This window comes from Streptomyces spongiae (assembly GCF_009377185.1).
Classification (GTDB): Bacteria; Actinomycetota; Actinomycetes; order Streptomycetales; family Streptomycetaceae; genus Streptomyces; species Streptomyces spongiae.
Map to the genome: position 1 here is coordinate 1 of NZ_VJZC01000856.1, position 3,107 is coordinate 3,107.

A 3,107-nucleotide genomic window follows, 5' to 3' on the forward strand; every position below is an offset into this window, starting at 1 on the left:
GCGCTCTCCTACACCCCACCCCGCGAAGCACCCCCCGCAGCGAGCAAGGACCGATGCGTGGGCGCATCCGGCACCGCCGCCGCCCGCCCCTTCGCGAACTCCTCCCGCAGCACCGGCACGACCTCCTCCCCCAGCATGTCGATCTGCTCCAGCACGGTCTTCAGCGGCAGCCCCGCATGGTCGACCAGGAACAGCTGACGCTGGTAGTCACCGGCGTACTCCCGGAAGGCCAGCGTCTTCTCGATCACCTGCTCGGGCGTCCCGACCGTCAGCGGCGTCTGGTCCGTGAAATCCTCCAGCGAGGGCCCGTGCCCGTACACCGGCGCGACATCGAAGTACGGCCGGAACTCCCGCACCGCGTCCTGGGAGTTCTTCCGCATGAAGACGTGCCCGCCCAGCCCGACGATCGCCTGCTCGGGCGTGCCGTGCCCGTGGTGCGCGTACCGGGTGCGGTACAGCTCCACCATCTGCTGCGTGTGGCTGGCCGGCCAGAAGATGTTGTTGTGGAAGAAGCCGTCGCCGTAGAACGCGGCCTGTTCGGCGATCTCGGGCGACCTGATCGACCCGTGCCAGACGAACGGCGGCACACCGTCCATCGGCCGGGGCGTGGATGTGAAGCCCTGGAGCGGCGTACGGAACTTGCCCTCCCAGTCCACGACGTCCTCGCGCCACAGCCGGTGCAGCAGGGCGTAGTTCTCGATGGCGAGGTTGATGCCCTGCCGGATGTCCTGCCCGAACCACGGGTAGACCGGTCCGGTGTTGCCGCGCCCCAGCATCAGGTCCACCCGGCCGTCGGCCAGGTGCTGGAGCATCGCGTAGTCCTCGGCGATCTTCACCGGGTCGTTGGTGGTGATGAGGGTGGTGGCCGTGGAGAGGATCAGCCGCTCGGTGCGGGCGGCGATCCAGCCCAGCATGGTCGTGGGCGACGACGGCACGAACGGCGGGTTGTGGTGCTCCCCCGTCGCGAACACGTCGAGCCCGACCTCCTCGGCCTTCTGCGCGATCGCGACCATGGCCTTGATGCGCTCGCGCTCGGTCGGCGTCCGGCCCGTGGTCGGGTCGGGGGTCACGTCGCCGACGCTGAAGATCCCGAACTGCATCATTGTGTGCCACCCTCCAAGTTGTTTACGGTTCAACCATACCCGCGAACGGGGGCCCCAGCCCGACTATTCCCGCACTCCTCCCGGCAGCGGCGGCCCACTGTCAGACCCCGCCTCTACGATCCCCTCATGGCCGCCCCACGCCGTGACACCCGAGGCATCGTCGACGCCCCGGAGCTCTTCGCCCGCGTCCGCTTCCGCCGCCACGAACCGGCCGCACCGCTCCGCCCCTACCTGGAGCACTACTGGCTGATCGACTGGGACCTGCCCGAGCCCTACGTCTCCCATGTCGTCCCACACCCGTCCGTGAACATCGTCTTCCAGCGCTACGAGAGCCAGGACCCCACCGGCTTCGGGGAGATCGCCGGCATCGGCCTCGACCTCTTCACCCAGAAACTGGAGGGCCGGGGCCACGTCTGCGGCATCCAGTTCCGCCCCGGCGGCTTCCGCCCCTTCGCACCCGACCGACCGGTGAGCGACTGGACCGGCCGACGCGTACGACTGCCGGAGGCGTACCCGGGGCGCGACACCGCGGCAGACACCGAAGCCGTCCTCGGTCCCGCCACCGACGACGCCCGCGTCACCGCCCTCGACGAGTTCCTGCTCGCCCTCGACCCGAAACCGGACCCCCAGGCCGACCTCGCCATGACCCTCGTTGACCGCATCCGCACCGACCGCACCATCCGCCGCGTCAGCGACTTCGCCCGCGGCGAGGGCATGTCCGTACGGCTCATGCAGCGCCTGTTCGCCGCGTATGTCGGCGTCGGCCCGAAGTGGGTCATCCTCCGCTACCGCATCCACGAGGCCCTGGAACGCGCCGAGACCGACCGCGCCGTCGACTGGGCCACCCTCGCCGCAGACCTCGGCTACGCGGACCAGGCCCACCTGGTCCGCGACTTCACAGCCACGGTAGGCGTCCCGCCGACGGCATACGCCGGAGCCACGTCACACACGTGACAAGGGCTCACCGGTCACAGCTCCCGGTGCACCTTGGTGTTGGAAGCCTGCGCACGCGGCCGCAGCACCAGCAGATCCACATTGACGTGACTGGGCCGCGTCACCGCCCACGCGATGGTGTCCGCCACGTCGTCGGCGGTCAGCGGCTCGGCGACCCCCTCGTACACCTTGGCCGCCTTCCCCTCGTCCCCACCGAACCGGGTCAACGCGAACTCGTCCGTCTTCACCATCCCCGGCGCGACCTCGATCACCCGCACCGGCGTACCGACGATCTCCAGCCGCAGCGTCTCCGCGAGCACATGCGCACCGTGCTTCGCGGCGACGTACCCCGCACCGCCCTCGTACGTCCCGAGACCGGCCGTCGACGACACCACGACCACCGTCCCGTCACCACTCGCCGTGAGCGCCGGCAGCAGCGCCTGGGTCAGATTCAGGGTGCCGATGACGTTCGTCTCGTACATCCGCCGCCAGTCCTCCGGGTCACCGGTCGCGACGGGATCGGCCCCCAGCGCACCACCGGCGTTGTTCACCAACACACCGATGGTCCTGAACGCGGTCGCGAACTCGTCGACGGCCGCCCGATCGGTCACATCCAGCGCGTACGCCACCGCCGAGTGCCCCGCCGCCCCGATCTCCTCCGCCAGCGCCTCGATCCGGTCCTTGCGCCGCGCGGTCAACACCACCCGATACCCGGCCTCCGCCAACTGCCGAGCCGTCGCGGCCCCGATCCCACTACTCGCCCCCGTGACGACGGCGATACGAGAGGCCGGGGACGGGGCGGCGGGGGCAGTCATGGCCGTAACTCCTCAATCTGGGGTTCGCTCCCCGCAAGGATAGGCAGGCGTCAGTTCCCACCCCGCGGCGCATACATGATCACCGCAACCCCGACCAAACACACCAACGCCCCGACCACATCCCACCGATCCGGCCGATACCCGTCCGCGACCATGCCCCACGCCAGAGACCCCGCCACGAACACCCCGCCATACGCGGCCAGAATCCGCCCAAACTCCGCATCAGGCTGAAGCGTCGCCACAAACCCATACACCC

The 3,107-nt window shown here is 69.8% G+C and carries 4 protein-coding genes; 1 reads left to right on the forward strand and 3 read right to left on the reverse strand.

Annotation, left to right across the window (positions count from 1 at the left end; translation table 11 throughout):
- Positions 1-8 precede the first annotated feature (8 nt).
- Positions 9-1,100 (reverse strand): LLM class flavin-dependent oxidoreductase, encoded by a 1,092-nt coding sequence (locus tag FNH08_RS47830; protein ID WP_194238869.1) that lies wholly within the window; start codon positions 1,098-1,100, stop codon positions 9-11.
- A gap of 129 nt (positions 1,101-1,229) precedes the next feature.
- Between FNH08_RS47830 and FNH08_RS47835 the strand changes: the two genes are divergently transcribed.
- A complete protein-coding gene (locus FNH08_RS47835; RefSeq protein ID WP_152778171.1) occupies positions 1,230-2,057 on the forward strand; it encodes a helix-turn-helix transcriptional regulator in 828 nt (275 codons plus the stop codon).
- 14 nt (positions 2,058-2,071) lie between these two features.
- Here the strand turns inward: FNH08_RS47835 and FNH08_RS47840 are convergent, their stop codons facing one another.
- Entirely contained in the window at positions 2,072-2,851 is a 780-nt protein-coding gene (locus FNH08_RS47840) for an SDR family NAD(P)-dependent oxidoreductase (RefSeq protein WP_152778172.1), read from the reverse strand.
- Positions 2,852-2,901: 50 nt separating this feature from the next.
- Positions 2,902-3,107: YnfA family protein (locus FNH08_RS47845; protein ID WP_194238868.1), on the reverse strand; the 206-nt coding region annotated here is incomplete at its 5' end.

Excerpts from the sequence above, each read along its gene's own strand:
- FNH08_RS47840 (WP_152778172.1), bottom strand. The coding sequence starts at position 2,851 with ATGACTGCCCCCGCCGCCCCGTCCCCGGCCTCTCGTATCGCCGTCGTC.
- FNH08_RS47830 (WP_194238869.1), bottom strand. The coding sequence starts at position 1,100 with ATGCAGTTCGGGATCTTCAGCGTCGGCGACGTGACCCCCGACCCGACC.
- FNH08_RS47835 (WP_152778171.1), top strand. The coding sequence starts at position 1,230 with ATGGCCGCCCCACGCCGTGACACCCGAGGCATCGTCGACGCCCCGGAG.